Below are 21,159 nucleotides of genomic sequence, written 5' to 3' on the forward strand. Positions count from 1 at the left end.
TATTACTTCATTGTTTTTAAAAATATTACAGAAAGCGCCAGTTCTTTATTTTGCCCTACTTGGCTCCCACTATCCCAAGTTCGCTTGAAGAACGCCATAAGACTTTCTTTCCTGCTGACTATTATATCAAAAATTAGCACAATGTACAATTCTTTTTATGATTTTCTAGAAATCCATATCATCAACTCGTGGAGCACCCGACTGAACAGCAATCACTTTTAAGGTTTCCCTTTCTTCATGACTCAATTCAATTCCAAAACAATCAAGATTAGCCTGAATCCGCGATGCTGTGACAGATTTCGGAAGTGGTAAAAATCCTTCTGCTAAGCTCCAGGCCAAGGCTATTTGAGCAACAGACTTTCCGTGATTTGCCGCAATTTCTTGCACTTGCTTGCTATCAAACAGTTCTCCCTGACCAAAAGGCCCCCAAGCTTCCAATAAAATTCCTTTTTCTCGACAGTAATCTACTACTTCCCCTTGATACACACCTGGTGCCAAACGAACTTGATTGACCGCTGGAAGAATTTTTGCTGTTTCAAGCAAGGCATCCAAATGATGGGGAAGAAAATTACTAACACCGATAGCACGGATTTTGCCTTCTAGGTAAAGATCCTCCATCGCTCTCCAAACTTCCGCATTTCGGATTTTCCATTCCTCATTTTCTCTGAGCGATTTTGGATTTGGCCAATGAATCAAATACAAATCCAAATATTCCAAGCCCAGCTTCTCTAAAGACTCTTCAAAAGCCTGACGAGTTTGCTCATAGTTGTGATTTGTATTCCAGAGTTTGCTGGTTACAAAAATTTCCTCACGCGGAATGCCACTATCTTGAATAGCACGACCAACGCTTTCTTCATTTTTATAAATCGTTGCCGTATCGATATGGCGATATCCTGCTTTTAAAGCCTCTAAAACTGCTTGGTAGGCAATCTCTCCATTTTCAGCTTTCCAGGTTCCAAATCCCAGAACTGGAATCGTAACGCCGTTATTTAAAGTATAAGATTTCATTTTTTCCCTTTCTAAATTAGAAGAAAATCCAAAGATCTAAATTTTCAAGAAAAACTTATCTCTTTAGATTTTGTATATTATTGGTCACGGTCGTAGTAGAGCTGGTGAGCTTTAAGACGAGTATCTAACAAATCTGGAATTGTCACAAAGTCATAACCTTGCCCTTTCAAGTAGTCAATAACCTTAGGTAGAGCATGTACCGTCTCAGCATGAATATCATGCATAAGGATAATAGAACCATTCTTGACTTCACGCTGAATTTCTGTCAGAATAGATGCTTCATTTTTATTCTTCCAGTCAAGACTATCCACATCCCACATAATAAAGCTTAAATCGAGGCTATTGCGAATGTCGTCTGTAATGGCTCCATAAGGCGGACGCATAAGTTTAGAACTAGAGCCCAGCACCTTAGTTAGAGCATCCTCAGTATCAGTAATCTGTTTTTTAGCTTCATCAAGAGAAAGTTTTGAAAGTACTGGATGGCTCCAACTATGGTTTCCAATGACATGACCATCTGCTTTCATTCGCTTCAAAATCTCCTCATTGCCAGAAACATTCTTACCTAAAACAAAGAAAGTTGCCTTAATACCATACTTAGAAAGAGTGTCTAATGCTTGATTTGTCGTTGCAGGATTCGGGCCATCATCAAAAGTCAAGGCTACTACTTTACGATTTTTCTTTTCATAATAAGCCTTATAAAGTTCTGCATCCTTATCTAATAGATAAGAGGACTGAATAACCTCAAAGAAACTAGATACTGGCAAGGCAATTTCATCTATATTTTCCACTGCCTGGCTTGGGTAAAGGATAATTTGACTATCCTTGTAATCAAAATTCCATGCAGATAAGTCTTGGTCAGAGAAACCTTTAACAAGCTGATCAATCTTTTCTTGCTCCAATTTCTTATCCTGTAAGAAAGAGGTCATTTCTTTTATCAGCTGCTCTTTGGCTTTACTAGCATCTGAAAATAATTGATCAAGTGTAAAAGGTTTGCCATCTTCTGTCAAATGTACTTTTGCAAGACTAGTTTTTTCAGTCTCTTCAACTTTTGACCAAGTTAAATCATAGACTTGTTTCATCACACTTCGGTTGACAATCCCTTTTAAAGTCGAATCCTGTTTCTCCGTATAATAGAAAACCAGATTCTCCTTGTCTTCCAGATTTTCCTTAATATCCTGTGTCATGATTTCCTTTACAGATGAAATCACATGCTCCCCTTGGAGAGGATAATAGGCAATTACTTCTGCTTGTCCCTTACGAAAATGATCCTTCTTATTTCCCTCACTTAATTGATCATCTTTCTCTTTTTTAAGAGATTCAATCCTTTGTTCAAAACTTTGCTTTGTATATATTTTATACCCAATAATTGAACCAAGGACACATATACTTACCGAAAAGATAGCTACCAGGGCTATCAAGCCGATTCTCTTTTTATCGTGCACAACACGTTTTGCTCTACTTTTATCCATAGAAATATGATATCAGATTCAGGCTATAATTTCAATGATTTTAGAAGAAACAGTATATTAAAAAGAGAGGAAGTCCCCCTCTTAAAAATTTATTTAACTGCTTCTTTCAAAGCATCTACCTTATCCAAACGGTCCCATGGAAGGTCAATATCTGTACGTCCCATGTGACCATAAGCCGCTGTTTGACGGTAAATTGGACGTTTAAGATCCAGCATTTGGATAATTCCTGCCGGGCGAAGGTCAAAGATTTGACGAGCCGCTTTTTCAAGTTTGCTTTCAGCTACTGTTCCTGTACCAAAGGTATCGATACGAACAGAAACAGGTTGGGCAACACCGATTGCGTATGCCAATTGCACTTCTGCCTTCTTAGCCAACCCAGCTGCAACGATATTCTTGGCAATATAGCGAGCTGCATAAGAGGCTGAACGGTCAACCTTAGTCGCATCTTTACCAGAGAAGGCACCACCACCATGACGAGAGTAGCCACCATACGTATCCACAATAATCTTACGACCGGTCAAACCTGAGTCCCCTTGAGGTCCACCGATTACAAAACGACCAGTAGGATTGATGAAGAATTTTGTTTGCTCATCCAAGTAGGAAGCTGGAATAACCTCTTTGATAACCTTGTTAATGACATCATTGTGAATTTGTTCGTTGCTGACTTCTGGATCGTGCTGAGTTGAAATCACGACTGTGTCCACACGTACTGGACGGTCATTTTCATCATACTCAACTGTAACTTGTGACTTGGCATCTGGGCGAAGATAGCTAATTTCACCAGACTTACGAAGTTCTGCCAGACGACGAACCAATTTATGGCTGAGTGAAATTGGCAATGGCATGAGCTCTTCTGTTTCATCTACCGCAAATCCAAACATAAGCCCTTGGTCTCCAGCACCAATCAAGTCCAGTGGATCCTGGTCTGCATTTCCACGAACCTCTAAGGCTTCGTTAACACCTTGAGCAATGTCAGGAGATTGTTCCACCAAAGATGGGTGTACTCCCACTGTCTCAGCAGAAAAACCGTATTCTGTATTGGTATAGCCAATCTCTGCAATGGTATCACGAACCACACGGTTAATATCCACATAGGCATTTGTAGAAATTTCACCAAAAACATGGACTGAACCAGTATATACAGCTGTCTCAGCAGCAACGTGCGCCTCTGGATCTTTAGCTAAAATAGCATCCAAAATCGCATCTGAAATTTGGTCTGCAATCTTATCTGGATGCCCCTCAGATACAGATTCAGACGTGAATAATTTACGTTCTGACATAAAAATGTCCCCCCTTAAAAATAGTGTTATAGAGTTACAAAGTACTGATAGGTATTTTCATTTTCTAAGAGTTACAACGCGTAAGAAATAAAAACGATACTTTTTTATTTCTGAAGCTAGTAAGGCGCATAGGGTGACCTCATTATAGCGGCAACCGTAGAATGACGAACGACTTTTGAGCCGTCATTCTTTGCGAATTACAAAGTACTGATAGGAAAACTCTTAGTGATAAATACCTACCATCTTATCGGGACTATATAACTTTACTATTATACCATTTTTAGGCGCAATTTGCAGTCTTTAATGTAGTGTTTCAATGTAGATATTTTGTTCTCATAAATAAAAAAAGTTGGAGCTCAGCACTCCAACAATTGCTATTAAAATGTTTGACGTTTAGCTTTACGCTCTGCACGACCACGAGCACGATTTTCAGCGCGCTTGGTTTTGCGGCGTTTTTCATCCACTGCCCATTGAATTTTCTTCTTATAACCCGGTTTGACTTTTTTCTTTTTCTTTTTGACCAAACCAATCATTTCGATATCAAGCTTGTCTTGTTTTTTCTCACGGTTGACACGACGATCACGGTCATAAGTATCTTGAAATTCCCCGTCTTTGACCATCTTAGGAGTAAACTTGATTCCCAATTTCTCCAACTCACGGATATCGGAGTCATCACTTGGCTGATAAAGGGTAATAGCTGTACCTGGTAGGCCATTTCTTCCAGTTCGACCAACACGGTGAACAAAGAAGGACAAATCTTGCGGAATGGCATCATTGATGACATGGCTGACACCTTCAATATCAATCCCACGCGCTGCCAAATCTGTTGCGACAATGTACTCAAAATCCAGATTTTTCACCTGATTCATGATACGTTTGCGCTCACGAGGGGCAATATCCCCATGGATTTTTGCCACCTTCAAGCCTTGAGCAGTCAGATATGAATGCAACTCATCAGCACGTGTCTTAGTGTTGACAAAAATCATTGCCAAATACGGTTGCATCAACTGAGTCAACTGGTAAATTTGAGCATTCTTATCTCGGCCCTTGGTCGAAATCAACCAATTATCAATGGTATCAGAAATGACCGTTTTGGTCTTGATTTTCTCCATAACAGGATTTGATAAGTATTTTTTCAAGAATGGTTGCAACTTTTGTGGGATAGTCGCTGAGAAGACCATGAATTGCAGGTCTTTTGGAAGGCTTCCAGCAATCTTATCAACAGTTTCTAAGAATCCCATATCCAAGGTCATATCTGCCTCATCGATCACAAAGGTCTTAGCCTTGTGAATAGCTAGATCACCAGACTTAACTAAGTCATAAATACGGCCAGGCGTTCCGATAACAATATGAGGCTGGTTACTTGCCAATTTCTCAATCTGGCGAGCCTTATCCGTACCACCCACATAATTAACCACACGAACTTCCACGTCTGAGTGAGTAGCAATCTGACGGGCTGCTTGGTAAATTTGAGTAGCTAATTCACGACTCGGTGCAGTAATCACGGCTTGTACACTATCGCTAGCTTCATCTAATTGCTGGAAAATCGGTAACAAGAAAGTGTGAGTTTTACCTGAACCTGTTTTTGATTCACCGACTAGGTCACGACCTGTCAAAACAATAGGAATCAACTTGTCTTGCACCTCTGTTGGAGTTGTAAATTTTAACTCCTCCAAGGCTTCTCTAATATAGTTTTTAAATTGAAATTTCGTAAATGACATAATATCCTCGATTCTATCTATCTGTTCAATTATACCACATTTTATTCCATTTCAGTAGCTTCACTTATTTAAGCTTTTTCCAGTAGCTTCTCTAGTCAGAAAAAGGCTGGAATTTCGTGATTCCAAGCTCTTTTCAGTTATTATTTCCAGTTTAACATAGCATTCAAACCATAGTGATCACTCACTTGTGGACTCTTGTTACCATCAAATACGACATGTAAATTTTCCACCGCTAACTCTTTGGTAGTAAAGACATAATCGATTCGAAGAGGTTCAGTGTTCCCCTTCCATCCATCAATTTCTGGTGGAACAGTATAACTACCACTTTTCTCTTGAGCAACTTCAAATGCATCTTGTAATCTTAACGGACTAGCTAAAATAGCTTGATAACCTTCCTGGCCAGCTGGGTTGTTAAAATCTCCAGCTAGTAAAAGTGGCTTGTTCAATTCTTTCAAAACTGCCTCAAATCGTGCCCATTCTTCTTGGAACCCTTTATCCCACCAAGAAAGGTGGACACTGGCAACTGCTAACTCCTTACCATCAACTACAGTTTCAGCCAGGGCAACACGGCGAGTATGATAGTCTGTTGGATCATCCACATCTGAAACCAAAATTTCTCTGGCTTTAATAGGTGTTTTAGACAAGATAGCCACACCTTCATGGTAGCGGTCATAACCGATATGGTTATAGGCCCAGGTCCAATAGTAATTTTTTCCTTGCTCTGACAACTTTTCAACCAAAAGTCTAACATAGTGGTCTTGATGAATAGGCTCAGCTGCTGGCAAAGCTTGATAGAGATCATTAACTTCTACCTCTGGCGAGGTAATCTCCTGATTGATTTCTTGGAAACAAATCAAATCATAATCTTTTTCAAGAATATCTTCAAGCAAGAGCTGTAATTTTTTTTCAGCTTCTTTTTCCATCCAGCTATGAGTATTGAGTGTTAAAAATTTCATGTTTTTCTCCTAAAACAAGAGGTTGGAAAACAGCTTCCAACCTCAAGTATATTACAATTCTACTTTAGCAACTGCTGTTTTAGCTGCAAGAGAACCTGTTTGTTCTAATTTAACTGATTTAATTGCATCACCATTTGTGAAGACAACTACTGTTGAAGTTTCACGTCCTGCTGCACGGATAGCATCCAAGTCAGCTGTAACAAGGAGATCACCTGCTGCAACTTTTTGTCCTTCAGCAACATGAACTGTAAATGGTTTACCTTCAAGACTTACTGTGTCCAAACCAATGTGAACCAATACTTCAAGACCTGGTTCAGTCACAAGACCAAGAGCATGTTTTGTTGGGAAGATGCTTGATACAGTACCTGAAACTGGAGATACAATGTTTCCATTTGCAGGTTCAACAGCAAATCCGTCACCCATCATTTTTTGAGCAAATACTGGATCTTTTACTTGTTCCAAAGCAACAACTTGACCATCAGCTACTGAGTATACTTCCTCAGTAAGACCTTTATAGTGAACTGTGTTTTGTTGTGCTTCTGTCATTTGACTTGGAAGAGTTTCAGGAATAACTTCACCTGAATCAAGGATATCTTGGATATCAGATTTCAATACGTCTGCTTTTGGACCGTAGATAGCTTGAACTCCTTGTCCTTTCATGACAAGACCCATAGCTCCTTCTGCTTTCCATTGTTCTGCATCACCGACTTTGTCAGCGTCTTTTACAGTTACACGAAGACGAGTCATACATGCGTCTACATCAACGATGTTTGCACGTCCACCAAGAAGGTTGATAATGTTTACAGCTTGAGAACCAGCTGCAACTTTCACTTCGCTGCTAGCTTCTTCTGAACCTTCAGCAGTTTCGTAGTTTCCGTTACGTCCTGGAGTTGCGTAGTTGAATTTTTGAATCATGAAGTTTGCGATAAAGTACATGATTACAGCAAAGAGAACAGTTACCCAAATGAAGTTAATGATATCCATACCGATACCAGCACTGATTGCAATAGGTGTACGAGTCAAGAACTCGATTGAACCGAATGAGTGCATACGTAGGTTTACGACGTCAGCCATAGCAAAGGCAGCACCTTGAACAAGTGAGTAAACAAGATACATAGGTGTTGCTACAAACATGAACATGTATTCGATTGGTTCAGTAACCCCTGTCAAGAATGTTGCAAGAGCTGTCGCAATCATCATACCTTTGTATTTGTGTTTCTTATCAGCATCAACATTACGGTAGATAGCTACAATCACACCCATCAAGATACCGAATGAACCGATCATTTGTCCAACTTTGAAACGAGCTGGGTGAACAGTATCTAACAATTGTTGGTAATGACTTGCATCTGTACCTTTAAGGTTAACAAGGTCTGTTACCCATGCAAGCCATAGTGGGTCTTGACCAAATACTTGAGTACCTTTAGCTGCACCTGTCAAAATCTCATAAGTACCACCAAGAGCTGTATAGTTCATTGGGATTGTCAACATGTGGTGAAGACCAAATGGCAAGAGCAAACGTTCCAAAGTACCATACAAGAATGGTGCAAGGATTGGAGCAGTTTCTTGTGAGTTAGCAATCCAGATACCAAAGCTATTGATACCTGTTTGAACTACTGGCCAGAATGCAGCAAGTAGAATTGCAGCGATTGCTGAACGAAGAATAACTACAAATGGTACGAAACGTTTCCCGTTGAAGAATGAAAGTGCATCAGGAAGTTTACGGAAATTGTAGTATTTGTTGTAAGCAGTTGCCCCTACAAAACCTGAGATAATCCCTACGAATACACCCATGTTCAAGGCTGGAGCTTCAAGAACACTGATAAAGTAATCAGCAACTTTGATTGAACCACCGAATAGAGTAGTTACCATAGCATCTGGATTTTTCAACATATCACCTGATACACCAAAGATTGTACCAGTAATACGGTTAATCAAGATGAAGGCAAGACCAGCGGCGAAAGCACCACCAGCACGTTCTTTAGCCCAGCTACCTCCAATGGCTAGGGCAAACAAAATGTGAAGGTTACCGATAACCCCCCAACCGATTTGCTCAAGAATTCCACCTGTGATTACAAGTGGTGCAAAGGTTGGGTTAATCATCACGATAGACTTACCGATTGAAATCATCAAACCAGCAGCCGGCATAACGGCGATAACCACCATCAAAGCCTTACCGAATTTTTGCCAAAATTCGAAAGACAAGACATTTTTGAATGTATCTTTCATCATTCAAATCTCCTTTATTTTTATTTAGGCAAACGTTTTACGAAAACGTTTGCACTTTCTATAATTCAATTATACCACTTTAATTTTTTTTGTAAAGGCTTTTATAAAAAAAAGTAGACTTTTTTCTAAAATTTTTGTAGTAAAAAAGGAGATATCAAAATCTCCTCAAATATAATTCTATTTTATTTTAGATTTTCAGGAATCGGCGCATTGAAATTCCTGATCCGATTGAACCGATAAAAATTCCAATCACAAATAATAGAGCAATCATAAGTGGACTGAATACCTCTGGTGATATCATTGAAAGGTTCTGACCAACCAATGACTTATTAACCGATTGGTAAACCATTTTATAGACAATAAATACCAAAACTGATGGAAGGGTTGCTCCAAGCAAACCGATGAAGGCACCTTCAAGCAAGAAAGGTCCGCGGATATAGCCGTTCTTAGCACCTACTAAACGCATGATTTGAATTTCACGGCTTCGTGAAATAATGGTGATACGAATAGTATTAGAAATCAAGAACACCGCAATGAAAATCAATAATCCCGCGATAACTAGTCCCCAGACACGAATAAATGAGGCTAACTTAAACAAGCGTTCTGTATTAGCACCACCATCTTGAACTTCTGATACACCTTCAATTTTCTTAGCCTCTTCTGCTACTGTCTTTACATCGCTTGGCGTGTTGGTGTCAACAATATATGCATCATAGAGAGGATTGGCATCTCCTTCAAAGATTTTCCAGTTGTCCCCCATTGTTTCGGTCAACTTTTCATATTGTTCTTCTTTACTTGAAAAGGTAACACTTTTAACAGTTGACATACCTTTCAAAGCATCGTATACCTTATGGTAGTCATTATTTGTAACAGTTTGACCTTCTTTTTCAATGGTCTCACTATTGTCAGCTACGTCCTTACGAATATATACCATTACTCGGACATTGTTTTCAATATCTGTAGCGAGTTTAGCCGTATTAAAGATAACAGATGCAAATATTGCAACTAAAGTCAAAGTAATCATAACCGAACTGACAGCTGCTACTGTCATCCAGCCATTTCGTTTCAAACTTTTTAATGATTCAAATAAATGACGAAAAAATCTACTAATCATCGTATCCATATTCTCCTTTAGCTTCGTCACGAACGACACGGCCATTTTCAATGGCAATGACACGGTGGCGCAAGGTATTTACAATCTGACTGTTGTGGGTCGCCATCAAGACAGTTGTACCTTGGAGATTGATGCGTTCCAACAAATTCATAATTTCCCATGAATTATCTGGGTCCAAGTTTCCTGTTGGTTCGTCCGCAATCAATACTTTTGGATTATTTACAATAGCACGCGCTATCGCAATACGCTGTTGTTCTCCCCCCGAAAGTTCATTTGGGAAAGAACGAACCTTATGCTTCAATCCAACCAAGTCTAAAACTTCCATAACACGTTTTTTGATATTACGGCGACTTTCTCCAATTACCTCCATTGCATAAGCAATATTTTCATAAACGGTTTTCTTTGGTAACAGTTTATAATCTTGGAAGACAACCCCAACACTACGACGTAGGAGAGGAACATCTTTCTTTTTAATTTTAACCAGATTAAAACCAGCAACAGATAAGCTTCCTTTTTCGATTTTTACTTCGCGATACAAAGAACGAATAAAGGTTGATTTCCCAGCTCCTGAAGGTCCTACGATGTAAACAAATTCCCCTGGTTGAACGCTTACCGAAACACCACGTAGGGCAGTCGTTCCGTTATCATACTTTTTGACGACATCTCTCATTTCAATAATTGACATGTGAGTTCCTTTCTATCTTAGCTGATTCTCCACTTGAGATAGGCATCAATAAAACCATCTAGGTCTCCATCCATAACCTTATCTACTTGTGCAACTTCAAAGCTAGTTCGGTGATCTTTTACCATAGTATATGGCGTAAAAACATATGAACGGATTTGGCTTCCCCATGTGATTTCCTTTTTCTCACCCTTGAGGGAATCAACTTCCGCTGCTTTCTTTTCTTGCTCCATTTGATAGAGCTTAGCCTGCAACATCTTCATGGCACGATCTCTATTTCCATACTGGGTACGATCGACCGTTGACTGGACAACAGTCCCAGTTGGAATGTGTGTTAAACGTACACCTGTTGAAACCTTATTGACGTTTTGTCCACCAGCACCACCTGAACGGAAGGTGTCCATCTTGATATCATCTTCACGGATTTCCACTTCAATAGTATCATCCAGCTCAGGCATCACTTCTACAGATGTGAAAGAGGTATGGCGACGTTTAGCAGAGTCAAATGGTGAAATTCGCACCAAACGGTGTACCCCCATTTCTGACTTGAGAAGACCATAGGCATTAGGTCCTTCAAATGATAAGGTTACTGACTTGATACCAGCTTCATCTCCTGCTTGGTAATCCAAGACTTCTACTTTAAAGCCTTTAGCATTTCCATAGCGAGTGTACATACGAAGCAACATATCACCCCAGTCTTGAGCCTCTGTACCACCGGATCCTGGATGGATTTCCAAGATGGCATTATTATGGTCATAAGGTTCTGACAAGAGAAGGGTCATTTCGTAACTGGTCATCATCTTATCCAGCTCTGACAACTGTTCAACCAATTCTTCATGCACAGACTCATCTTCAGCTAAAAAGTCCAATAAAATTTCGACTTCATCCTGCAACTCTTCCATTTTGTGGAAAGTGTTGTAGGTGTTTTTTAATTCATTTAATTCTTGCGACGTTTTTTGGGCCGCGATATTATCGTTCCAAAAATCAGGTTCTGTCATCTTGTTTTCCAAGATGGCAATCTCTTCCTCTAAACCTTCGAGGTCAAAGAGACCCCCTGAAAGAAGCTAATTTTTCACGATTGGCGTCAATTTTCTGACGAATTTCTGAAATGTCCATAAATACTCCTTTGTTGTATCGTTTTATTATACCATAATCTATCATTTCTTTCCATCTTTTGCTCTAATCCCTTATTGCACGTAAAAAGAAGCCTTTCGGCTTCCCTTCTTACAAGACTTTTGCTGAAGTACGAGTGATTTCTTCTACTTGAATATTCTCTGATTCAAATTTTTCTTTCAAGGCTGGTAAATCGATTGATCCATCGATTTGAACTTCGATAATGACCTTACCATCCTTACGCGGAATATTGACTGTATGAGAGATATTCAAATTTTCTTCTACAATCAAAGAAACAATTTTTCCAAGAACACCAACTTCATTTTCCGTAACAAAGCGCACACGAATTCCTTCTTCACCGTAACCAGCAATTTCAAGAAAGGCTTGGAAAACGTCACGGTCCGTAATAACACCATAGACTTGATGGTTATCAACAACAGGAAGAATACCAATCTTGTTTTTCAGCATCAGATAAGTTGCATCTTCTAGACTAGCATAGCCTGAGACAGTAACAACATCTCGAATCATTACATCTTTTACTTTGGTCTTATTCAGAAGATAGTTCATCTCATAGATAGAAAGACTTGTTGCTTTTGAGGGGCTAGCTTGCGCAATGGTTCCCTCAGTTACCAAACCAACTAATTGATCATTTTCGATAACAGGCAAGCGGTGCAAACCTTGCTCTCTCATCAAATCTGCTGCATGAGATACTGTTGTATCTGGACTAATATAAACTACCTTGCGGGTCATAAAATCTTTAACTGCCATGAGACTTCTCCTTTTCTATTCTTATCCCTATTATACAATCTTTTTGTAAATCTATCAAACGCTTACATTTCTTTTTCAAAATTCAGAAAAGTATGAATAAGCTAGCAAAAAGAGCTCTGAAATCGAGCTCTATGAATGAAGGTAAGATACCTTTCATTCGATTTTTCAATTATTAGAAATTCATCTTTCAGTGTAGATGTAGATTTGTTTGCAATCTAAATATGTCAACTAAAAAGGTCCCCCGGACTATTAATGAGGATTACTTCGCAATCTTCATCTGCCGACTAAAACAATCCACTGGATTGTTTTAGCCACCTAGATATGCTTTTCTGACTTCTTCTGATGAAGCGAGTTCTTTTCCTGTTCCTGATAGGACGATTTTTCCTGTTTCCAGTACATAGCCTCGGTCAGAGATTGCGAGTGCCTTATTGGCATTTTGTTCAATCAAGAGGACGGTTGTACCTTGTTTCTGGATATCTTGAATGATATCAAAAATTTCTTGGATAAATATTGGAGCAAGTCCCATTGATGGTTCATCTAAAAGAAGAAGTTTTGGTGTTGACATAAGAGCGCGTCCCATGGCAAGCATTTGTTGTTCCCCTCCTGAAAGAGTGGCTGCATCTTGGTTCTTTCGTTCTTCAAGACGTGGGAAGCGTGAGAAAACTTTCTTCAAGTTAGCTTGATTTTCTTCACGATTTTTCTTTAAGAAAGCCCCCATTTCAAGATTTTCCATCACAGTCAAGCCAGGGAAGACATGGCGTCCTTCTGGAACTTGTGAAAGTCCACCAGCTACGATTTTCTGAGCTGGCATTTTTTGGATTTCTTGACCTAAAAATTCAATTTTTCCTGAACTTGGTCTAACCAAACCAGACAAGGTACGGAGAATAGTTGTCTTACCTGCACCATTGGCACCGATAAGGGAAACAACTTCTCCTTCATTAACTTCAAAGCTTACATCACGGACTGCTTGGATCATACCGTAATGCACAGAAAGATTTTCAACTTTTAACATAGACATTAGGCTTCACCTCCTAGATAAGCTTCGATAACGCGTTTATTGGTCTTAATTTCGTCTGGAGTTCCTTGAGCGATTAAACGACCGTATTCAAGTACATAGATGCGTTCTGTTACTTCCATGACCAGATTCATATCGTGTTCAATCAGCATGATCGTAATCTTAAATTCATCTTTGATACGACGAATTAACTCAGTCAATTCCGCTGTTTCCTGTGGGTTCATACCTGCTGCTGGTTCATCTAAAAAGAGAATTTTAGGTTCCGTAGCAAGGGCACGAACAATTTCCAAACGACGTTGTTGTCCGTAGGCGAGGTTTTTAGCAAGAGTCTCTGCATCACCATCTAAATCAAAGATTTTCAATAATTCCAAAGCTTTAGCTTTTAATTCTTTTTCACTCTTGTAAAAAGTTGGTAAGCGTAAGAAACTAGCAAAAACATGTTGTTTGTGATGGTTGCCAAAAGCAATCAAAACATTGTCCAAAACTGTTAAATCTTTAAAGAGACGGATATTTTGGAAAGTACGTCCAAGTCCCAAAGAAGCAATCTTATAAGGTGCCTTCCCATTCAAAAGGTGACCATCTAGTGTTACTGTTCCCTCACTTGGTTCATAGACACCCGTCAAGAGGTTGAAAAGGGTGGTTTTCCCAGCTCCGTTTGGACCGATTAGTCCAACCAATTCCCCTTCGTTCAATTCAAGAGTCACATCTCCAACAGCTGTTAGACCGCCAAAATGTTTGGTTAACTGTTTTACTTCAAGTAATGCCATTAGTTTTGTTCCTCCTTCTTAGATTTTTTAAAGAAACGTGATAGGCTCAATTCCCATGTTCCAAGGAGTCCACCTGGTCTGAAAATCATTACCAATACCAGAGCCAAAGCGTAGATAATCATACGCACGCTAGCAACATCTTGGAGAAGCATATTCAAAATTCCAAGGACAATAGCTGAAACGATTGCACCTGTAATGGAACCAAGTCCACCAAATACAACAATAATCAAAACATTGATTGAGTTGATGAAAGTGTAATCTTTCGGTACAACTGAACCGATAAATCCTGCCTGAAGTGACCCTGCAATACTTGCAGTAATGGCACCAAAGACAAAGGCGATGATTTTAATTTTAGTCGTATTAACCCCAACTGACTCAGCAGCGATTTCATCCTCACGAACAGAAAGGGTTGAACGACCAATTGGACTACGCAAGAAGTTCAAGGTTGCAATAGTTGTAATCACGACAAAGAAGTAAACCATTTGCCAAGTTGTAAAGTTAGGAATTCCCAAGATACCTGCCGCACCATTTGTAAGGCTTCCGCCATTGATGATAAAGATACGGATAATTTCAGAAACACCTAGAGTCGCTACCGCAAGATAGTCCCCCTTCAAGCGCAAGGTTGGAATTCCGACAAGCAAGGCAACTGCTCCTGAAAGCAAAGCCCCTACAAGCATAGCTCCAAAGAAGGCACCGTAGGTTGGTGATTTAGAACCAATAATAGCTGCTGCATAGGCACCAATCGCCATGAAACCAGCATGACCAAGTGAAAATTGGCCTGAAAAACCAACGATTAAGTTGAGACCAACAGCCAGAATAATATTAATTCCAATTTGTTGTAAAATCTGTACATAGAATAGGTTTAGTACTCCAACTGAAACCAATACACTAATCAAGCCATAGCCAGCTAACAAAAGGAGTAACCATAGAATATTAACTTTTAAATTTTCTTTCATCGTTTACACCTTCTCTTTCACATTTTTACCAAGAATACCTGCTGGGCGGACAATCAAGATCAACAACAGGATTCCATAAACAATGGCATCACGGAAGTCTGACATTCCAAAGGCTGTCGCAAAGGTTTCCAATAGACCAATCACAAAGCCACCAAGAGCCGCACCAGGAATAATTCCGATACCACCAAGTACTGCGGCAACGAAAGACTTAAGACCTGGAGTAACCCCCATCAAAGGCTCAAGAGAGTTATAATAAAGGGCAATCAGAACACCAGCCGCACCCGCAAGAGCTGACCCCAAAGCGAAGGTAAAGCTGATAGTACGGTTTACATTGATCCCCATCAATTGCGCTGCATCGCTATCTACGGATACTGCACGCATGGCTTTCCCCATCTTAGTCTTTTGGACAATGACTTGTAACAAAATCATCAAAATCAAGGAAATGGCCAAAATCATTAACTGCACGTTTGTTAGGCTAACTGGTCCCAAATCATAGCGAACTGTTTGAATCGCTTGAGGGAAGGCACGGGTATTAGCACCAACCAGATAGACCATCCCATATTCCAATAGGAAAGAAACCCCAATAGCTGTAATCAAAACAGCAATACGAGTAGAGTGACGCAAAGGTCGGTAAGCAAGGAACTCAATCACGACACCAAGAATGGCTGTCGCTAACATAGCTACAATAAGAGCTACAAAGAAATTCATTTGGAAAGAATTAATCAAGAAATAACCGATAAAGGCTCCCATCATATAAATATCACCGTGGGCGAAGTTGATGAGCTTGATAATTCCGTAAACCATGGTATATCCTAGGGCTAACAGCGCATAAACACTACCTAGAATCAAACCATTTACTAGTTGTTGGAGCATAAGATTCACTCTTTCTATTTATAATTTTGAGGGTTTCCCCTCACTTTTTGATAGGTTCTTAAACACCGAAACAGGGAGTGAGTCAGAGGCTCATTCCCTATTTCAACATTTTTCTATTATGGTTTTACAACTTCTGCTGCTTCAACCTTACCATTGTTCATGGTCATCATGTAAGCAGTTTTGACTGTGTTGTGGTCTGCATCGAAGCTTGTTTGACCAGTTACACCTTCAAAATCTTTTGTTTTAGCAAGGTTATCCTTGATTTCACCTGAGTTTTTAGCACCTTTTGCTGCGTTTGCTACAAGGTGAACTGAGTCATAAGCCAAGGCTGCAAATGTTGAAGGCTCTTCGTTGTACTTAGCACGGTAAGCATCAAGGAAAGCTTTTGCTTTAGCTGAAACTTCTACAGTAGTTGAGAAGCCTGAGATAAAGTAGATGTTTGATGCTTTTTCAGCAGTTGCTTGTTGTACAAACTCTTCACCGTTGAATCCATCACCACCAACGATTGGTTTATCAATTCCCATACCACGCGCTTGGTTTACAATTTTACCAGCTTCAGTGTAGTAACCAGGGACGATGATAGCATCAAAGTCTTTCCCTTTCATTTTTGTAAGGGCTGCTTGGAAGTCTGTGTCACCTGCTACGAAAGTTTCATCTGCAACGATTTCACCTTTATAAGCTTCACGGAAGGCTTTGGCAATACCTTTAGCATAGTCGCTGGCATTGTCAGTGTAAAGAACAACTTTCTTAGCTTGCAATTTCTCAGTAACATAGTTTGAGATAATTTTTCCTTGGAAGCTATCTTGGAAAGTTCCGATAAAGAGGTAATCTTGACCTTTAGTCAATCCATCTTGAGTCGCACTTGGTGAAATCAATGGAACACCTGCTTTTGTAGCGTTCGCTACCGCAGCTGCAGTTGCACCAGATGTCGCAGGTCCTACGATTGCTGATACTTTAGATTGGGTTACAAGGTTAGTTGTTACTGAAGCAGCCTCTGCTGTTTCAGACTTGTTATCTTTATCGACTACTTCGATTTGTTTTCCATCAATACCACCTGCAGCATTGATTTCATCAACAGCAAGTTGGGCACCTTTTTGTTCAGATGTTCCGTAGGCTGCTACGGCACCAGTTTCTTCGAAGTTAAATCCGATTTTGATTGTCTTTTCATCTACTGAGTTACCAGCAGCGTTTGACGCTCCAGACTTCACTTCTCCACAGGCTGCAAGAAGTGCTACACTTGCAAGAGCCACAAACGATAGGGCAAATTTTTTCTTCATCTTTTTTGTCTCCTTATTTCTTAAATAAATAGCATGTTAAGAATATACCGAATTATCAGAAAATTGTCAACACTTTTCTTGAACTTTTTCAATGATAACGTTTTCCTCTCGATAAAGATTGCCCACAAAGGGTGTTTCCAGCTCTTGGATATGACAAACTCTCACTTTTTTGATAAATTTCTCCTTGCTCAAGTGTCCGACCAATTGCTCCACTTCTTGAGTTGGAACATAGAGTTGTAAGTAACGATGTTTCTTGGAATGATAGGTAATATCTCCATAATCCTGCAGTTTTTTGGCATCACGATTATAGTAAAGATAGATAATCAAGCCAGATCGATTGACTTTTTCAAACATGATAAATCCTCTTTCTAAGACATTTCTCCTTATTATACCAAAAAAAGCAAACCCAGTCGAGCTTGCCTTCTTTCATCATTAATTCAACGAATTGTTGGCCATGATTTCATCAATAAAGCCATATTCAAGTGTTTCTTGGGCACTCATCCAGTTATCACGTTCTGCATCTGCATGGACTTTTTCAATGGACTGACCTGAATTTTCAGCCAAGATTTTTTCCAAGGTGTTACGAGTTTTAAGCAAGTGTTCTGCAGCGATAGCCATATCAGTTTGTTGAGTACCACCACCTGTACCACCCATTGGTTGGTGGATCATGTATTCGGCATTTGGAAGCATGAAACGTTTGCCTTTTGCTCCACTTGATGCGATGACAGTACCCATAGATGCTGCCATCCCCATAACGATGGTTTGGACATCTGCCTTGATAAAGTTCATAGTATCAACGATTGCCAAACCTGCTGAAACGGAACCACCAGGTGTATTGACGTAAAGGTAAATATCTTTTGTACTATCTTGGGCATCCAAAAAAAGCAATTGGGCAATAACTGAGTTGGCCATGTTGTCTTCAACTGGGCCTGTCAGCATAATGATGCGGTCTTTGAGAAGACGTGAGTAAATATCGTAGGAACGTTCTCCACGGCTTGTTTGTTCAATAACTACAGGAATCATTCATTTCTCCTTTTGAGTTTTATTTTTGTTGGTCAAATGACTGAAGATAAGACTATTATAATATCTTGGTCAAAAAAGGTCAAATTTTTGCTCTGTTTTCATCAGACAGAAACAAAAATTCAACCTCCTTTCACGACTGGAAATACTTTTCCAAGTCAATCTCTTTTTAATTTATTTTGTACCGAACAAGCGGTCTCCAGCATCTCCAAGACCTGGAACGATATAACCGTGTTCGTTCAAACGTTCATCCAAGGCTGCTGTAAAGATTTCTACATCTGGATGAGCTTCTTGAAGGGCTTTTACACCTTCTGGAGCAGATACAAGGCAGACAAATTTGATATTTGATGCGCCACGTTTTTTAAGGGAATCAACAGCCAAGATTGCTGAACCACCTGTTGCCAACATTGGGTCTACTACAAAAATTTGACGTTGGTCAATGTCCTCAGGCAATTTCACCAAGTACTCAACTGGTTGAAGGGTTTCTTCATCACGGTACATACCGATGTGGCCAACTTTAGCAGCTGGAACCAAGCTCAAGAGACCATCAACCATCCCGATACCTGCACGTAAGATTGGAACGATGGCCAATTTCTTACCAGCCAATTGTTTTTGAACTGTTTTTGTAATTGGTGTTTCGATTTCCACATCTTCTAGTGGAAGATCACGAAGTACTTCATACCCCATCAACATTGCAATCTCATCTACTAGCTCACGGAAAGCTTTTGTAGAAGTATCTGTACGACGCAAGATCGACAATTTGTGTTGAATCAGTGGATGATTAATAACTTCAATTTTTCCCATTTTTGGAATTCCTTCTTTCAATTTATTCTTCTTATTATACCAAAAAACGGTTTAAAAATCTTTCTAAACCATTTATTTTTGATAATTTTTACATTAAATCTGCCTCTTTAAGAGCTGCCTGTACGGTCTCAAGTGGTAAATGGGTCAATTCTGTCCCTTTTTCTTGATAAAGGTATTGGGCATAGTCATCCATTCGGTACTGGTTGATATAAACCACGCGCTTGCAACCGACCTGAAGCAATTGTTTTGTACAGTTCAGACAAGGAAAATGGGTTACATAAGCTGTAAAGCCTTTGGGAACTCCACGTTCTGCACCTTGGAGAATGGCATTAACTTCAGCATGAAGGGTGCGAACACAGTGACCTTCAATGACCAGACATTCGTGGTCAATACAATGCTCAGTCCCTGACACCGAACCATTGTAACCAGTGGAAATTACCTTATTATCCTTTACCAGAATTGCGCCCACTTTGGCACGTTTACAAGTGGAACGATTGGCAATCAATAGGGCTTGGGCTGCAAAATACTCATCCCAGGCCAGTCTTTTTTCAGTCATCTCTTTTCTCCTTTTTCTCTATTTTTTAAAAAATGGTAAACCTAAATCCGCAATCTTTTCAGCAGGTACCTTCATGCCATCCTTGATCCATTTTAGTAGGACAGAGACGATGGCTGAGCTCCAGAAGGAATGAAGATAAGAGCTGACACCTTTTGATTTCCCATGGTATTTTTCTAGAAATTCCTGCATGGCTTGGACAAAGATTTTTTCCAGATGGTAATCCAAGGCCAATTGAATCACTCTGGCTTCCTTTCTGGCCTCCCGGAAAAGGTGAACCCAGACCAGATAAAGGTCTGTCTTTAAATCGTAATGATGCAGCTGTTCCATAATATTGTGGACAGTTCGTTTAAAGACACTTTCTAAAATCTCCTCTTTGGAATCATAATTTCGATAAAAGGCCGCACGAGAAACGCCTGCACGTTTGACCAATTCAGAAATACTAATCTTGGTCAAGTCCTTTTTTTCCAAGAGTTGCAAGAGGGCTGTTTCGATGGCTTCTCTAGTTAATAAATTGGATTCTTGGTTTGATTTTCTGAGATTTTCAAGAGATTTTTCAGAGATTCTACGTTCAGACATAACATTTTCTTTCTACTTGTCACAACAGACGGATGAGGCTTTTGTTTCAAGGGTTTTCATGATATAATTGTAAAAAAAGACAGAACCTTTGTCAATGTATAACTGACAAAGATGGAGAATTTCTATGACTTGGAAGATTATTGCTGACTCTGGTTGTGATTATCGTCAGCTGGCAACACCAGCTATTGACACGACTTTTGTGAGTGTTCCCTTAACCATTCAAGTAGCTGATCAGGTCTTTGTTGATGATTCCAGTCTTGACATTGACCAAATGATGGAAACCATGTATGCAACCGCAAAAGCTTCAAAATCAGCTTGTCCAAGCCCAGATGATTATTTGCGAGCATTTGAAGGAGCCAAAAACATTTTCCTAGTAACCGTCACTGGTACTCTTTCTGGTAGTCACAATAGTGCTCAACTGGCTAAGAATATTTATCTGGAAGACCATCCTGATACTAAGATTCATGTGATTGATAGTTTGTCTGCTGGTGGGGAAGTTGACTTACTCGTAGAAAAATTAAATGACTTGATTGACCAGGGCTTATCTTTTGAAGAAGTAGTTGAAGCTATCACTGCCTATCAAGAAAAAACCAAGTTGCTCTTTGTCCTAGCAAAAGTCGATAATTTGGTGAAAAACGGCCGTTTGAGCAAACTTATCGGTACGGTCGTTGGCCTTCTCAACATCCGTATGGTCGGAGAAGCTAGTGAAACTGGAACCCTTGAATTGCTACAAAAAGCAAGAGGAGCAAAGAAATCGATTCAGGCAGCCTATGAGGAGTTGATAAAAGCTGGATATGCTGGTGGCCGTATTGTCATGGCCCAACGCAATAACGAAAAATGTTGTCAGCAACTTTCAGAGCTAATCCGTGAAACCTTCCCACAAGCGGATATCAAGATTCTCCCAACCTCTGGTCTCTGCAGTTTCTATGCAGAAGATGGCGGTTTGCTGATGGGATATGAAATTGACTAATTACA

Annotated in this window: 21 protein-coding genes; 1 reads left to right on the forward strand and 20 read right to left on the reverse strand. The window is 39.8% G+C overall.

Annotation, left to right across the window (positions count from 1 at the left end; all coding sequences use genetic code 11):
* Positions 1-165: 165 nt before the first annotated feature.
* The 20 genes from OCF96_RS02930 to OCF96_RS03025 form a co-directional block, all read right to left on the reverse strand.
* A complete protein-coding gene (locus tag OCF96_RS02930) occupies positions 166-1,008 on the reverse strand; it encodes an aldo/keto reductase (protein WP_261446134.1) in 843 nt (280 codons plus the stop codon).
* Between the two features lie 77 nt (positions 1,009-1,085).
* Positions 1,086-2,477 (reverse strand): peptidoglycan-N-acetylglucosamine deacetylase PgdA, encoded by a 1,392-nt coding sequence (gene pgdA, locus OCF96_RS02935; protein ID WP_261446149.1) that lies wholly within the window; start codon positions 2,475-2,477, stop codon positions 1,086-1,088.
* Positions 2,478-2,566: 89 nt separating this feature from the next.
* Positions 2,567-3,757, reverse strand: a complete 1,191-nt coding sequence (gene metK / locus OCF96_RS02940) for a methionine adenosyltransferase (protein ID WP_261446168.1) — start codon at positions 3,755-3,757, stop codon at positions 2,567-2,569.
* 377 nt (positions 3,758-4,134) lie between these two features.
* Positions 4,135-5,478: a DEAD/DEAH box helicase gene (locus OCF96_RS02945; protein WP_261446170.1), complete on the reverse strand. Its 1,344-nt coding sequence runs from the start codon at positions 5,476-5,478 to the stop codon at positions 4,135-4,137.
* 140 nt (positions 5,479-5,618) lie between these two features.
* Positions 5,619-6,434 carry an endonuclease/exonuclease/phosphatase family protein gene (locus tag OCF96_RS02950; protein WP_261446171.1) on the reverse strand — a complete coding sequence of 272 codons (816 nt, stop codon included), beginning with the start codon at positions 6,432-6,434 and terminating at the stop codon, positions 5,619-5,621.
* 51 nt (positions 6,435-6,485) lie between these two features.
* Positions 6,486-8,666, reverse strand: a complete 2,181-nt coding sequence (locus OCF96_RS02955) for a PTS transporter subunit IIBC (RefSeq protein WP_261446173.1) — start codon at positions 8,664-8,666, stop codon at positions 6,486-6,488.
* A 184-nt stretch (positions 8,667-8,850) separates the two neighbouring features.
* Complete coding sequence (ftsX, locus tag OCF96_RS02960; RefSeq protein WP_000625545.1) at positions 8,851-9,777, reverse strand: permease-like cell division protein FtsX; 927 nt, start codon at positions 9,775-9,777, stop codon at positions 8,851-8,853.
* On the reverse strand, positions 9,770-10,462 hold the full coding sequence (gene ftsE, locus OCF96_RS02965; RefSeq protein WP_000022269.1) for a cell division ATP-binding protein FtsE: 693 nt from the start codon (positions 10,460-10,462) through the stop codon (positions 9,770-9,772). Before ftsE ends, ftsX begins: the two co-directional genes overlap by 8 nt.
* A gap of 17 nt (positions 10,463-10,479) precedes the next feature.
* A protein-coding gene (gene prfB, locus OCF96_RS02970) for a peptide chain release factor 2 (RefSeq protein ID WP_100198837.1) occupies positions 10,480-11,575 on the reverse strand; the annotation gives its coding sequence in 2 pieces (ribosomal slippage) (positions 10,480-11,502 and positions 11,504-11,575; 1,095 coding nt in all).
* A gap of 108 nt (positions 11,576-11,683) precedes the next feature.
* Positions 11,684-12,340 carry a CBS domain-containing protein gene (locus tag OCF96_RS02975; RefSeq protein WP_004256822.1) on the reverse strand — a complete coding sequence of 219 codons (657 nt, stop codon included), beginning with the start codon at positions 12,338-12,340 and terminating at the stop codon, positions 11,684-11,686.
* Between the two features lie 307 nt (positions 12,341-12,647).
* On the reverse strand, positions 12,648-13,358 hold the full coding sequence (locus OCF96_RS02980) for an ABC transporter ATP-binding protein (RefSeq protein WP_000062219.1): 711 nt from the start codon (positions 13,356-13,358) through the stop codon (positions 12,648-12,650).
* Positions 13,358-14,122 carry an ABC transporter ATP-binding protein gene (locus OCF96_RS02985; protein WP_261446195.1) on the reverse strand — a complete coding sequence of 255 codons (765 nt, stop codon included), beginning with the start codon at positions 14,120-14,122 and terminating at the stop codon, positions 13,358-13,360. Before OCF96_RS02985 ends, OCF96_RS02980 begins: the two co-directional genes overlap by 1 nt.
* A complete protein-coding gene (locus OCF96_RS02990; protein ID WP_000662290.1) occupies positions 14,122-15,078 on the reverse strand; it encodes a branched-chain amino acid ABC transporter permease in 957 nt (318 codons plus the stop codon). The genes OCF96_RS02985 and OCF96_RS02990 overlap by 1 nt, the downstream gene beginning before the upstream one ends.
* Positions 15,079-15,081: 3 nt before the next feature.
* Positions 15,082-15,951 carry a branched-chain amino acid ABC transporter permease gene (locus OCF96_RS02995; RefSeq protein ID WP_000941427.1) on the reverse strand — a complete coding sequence of 290 codons (870 nt, stop codon included), beginning with the start codon at positions 15,949-15,951 and terminating at the stop codon, positions 15,082-15,084.
* A gap of 116 nt (positions 15,952-16,067) precedes the next feature.
* Complete coding sequence (locus tag OCF96_RS03000) at positions 16,068-17,228, reverse strand: ABC transporter substrate-binding protein (protein WP_261024371.1); 1,161 nt, start codon at positions 17,226-17,228, stop codon at positions 16,068-16,070.
* Positions 17,229-17,294: 66 nt separating this feature from the next.
* Complete coding sequence (locus OCF96_RS03005) at positions 17,295-17,582, reverse strand: YlbG family protein (RefSeq protein ID WP_049492230.1); 288 nt, start codon at positions 17,580-17,582, stop codon at positions 17,295-17,297.
* A gap of 78 nt (positions 17,583-17,660) precedes the next feature.
* Positions 17,661-18,251, reverse strand: coding sequence for an ATP-dependent Clp protease proteolytic subunit ClpP (clpP, locus tag OCF96_RS03010; RefSeq protein ID WP_000613475.1), 591 nt, complete (start codon positions 18,249-18,251; stop codon positions 17,661-17,663).
* A gap of 171 nt (positions 18,252-18,422) precedes the next feature.
* Positions 18,423-19,052: a uracil phosphoribosyltransferase gene (gene upp / locus OCF96_RS03015; RefSeq protein ID WP_000515974.1), complete on the reverse strand. Its 630-nt coding sequence runs from the start codon at positions 19,050-19,052 to the stop codon at positions 18,423-18,425.
* An 88-nt stretch (positions 19,053-19,140) separates the two neighbouring features.
* Positions 19,141-19,608 (reverse strand): deoxycytidylate deaminase, encoded by a 468-nt coding sequence (locus tag OCF96_RS03020; protein ID WP_000136973.1) that lies wholly within the window; start codon positions 19,606-19,608, stop codon positions 19,141-19,143.
* A gap of 18 nt (positions 19,609-19,626) precedes the next feature.
* Positions 19,627-20,184 (reverse strand): TetR/AcrR family transcriptional regulator, encoded by a 558-nt coding sequence (locus OCF96_RS03025; protein ID WP_000004135.1) that lies wholly within the window; start codon positions 20,182-20,184, stop codon positions 19,627-19,629.
* A 124-nt stretch (positions 20,185-20,308) separates the two neighbouring features.
* On the opposite strand from OCF96_RS03025, the gene OCF96_RS03030 reads away from it, so the two are divergent.
* Positions 20,309-21,154: a DegV family protein gene (locus OCF96_RS03030; protein WP_261446205.1), complete on the forward strand. Its 846-nt coding sequence runs from the start codon at positions 20,309-20,311 to the stop codon at positions 21,152-21,154.
* Positions 21,155-21,159 lie beyond the last annotated feature (5 nt).

Origin of the sequence: Streptococcus mitis (assembly GCF_946190065.1) — a bacterium.
GTDB lineage: Bacteria > Bacillota > Bacilli > Lactobacillales > Streptococcaceae > Streptococcus > Streptococcus mitis_DE.